The 608-nt window shown below is 59.0% G+C and carries 1 protein-coding gene; it reads left to right on the top strand.

What is annotated here, in order from left to right:
- Positions 1-608 (top strand): POTRA domain-containing protein (locus AC2GXZ_RS32615; RefSeq protein ID WP_483763391.1); only part of this gene is annotated, 608 nt, incomplete at both ends.

Raw genomic sequence — 608 nt, 5'->3', positions numbered from 1 at the left:
TCGGTGATCGCGACCAAGGAAACCGGCCCGCTGTCGTTCCTGACCCGCAAGGACGTCTACAGCCAGGACAAGCTGCGCGCCGACGAAGAAGCGCTGCGCCAGTTCTACTACAATCACGGTTATCCGGATTTCCGCGTTGTGTCGTCCGACGCGACGCTGGATGCCGCGACGAACAAATACACGATCAACTTCAGCGTCGAAGAAGGTGCGCATTACACGTTCGGCGACGTCAATGTCGAATCGAGCGTCGAGGGCATCAGCGGTGACGACCTCAAGGATCTGGTCGAGACCAAGCCGGGCGCTCCCTACGATTCGCGCGAAATCCAGAAGACGATGGAAGCGATTTCCAAGCGTGTGTCTTCGAAGGGTTATCCTTTTGCCCGCGTGACACCGCGCGGCGACCGCAACCTGCAGAACAACACGGTCGGCGTTTCCTATATGGTCGATCAGGGCGAACGTGCCTATGTCGAGCGTATCGACATTCGCGGCAATACCCGCACCCGCGACTACGTCATTCGCCGCGAGTTCGACTTCAGCGAAGGCGATGCCTTCAACCAGGAAATGATCACGCGGGCCAAGCGTCGCCTCGAGGCACTCGGTTACTTCAC

Source organism: Aliirhizobium sp. YIM B11859 (assembly GCF_057163345.1).
This window is presented reverse-complemented; position numbering and strand designations above follow the sequence as displayed.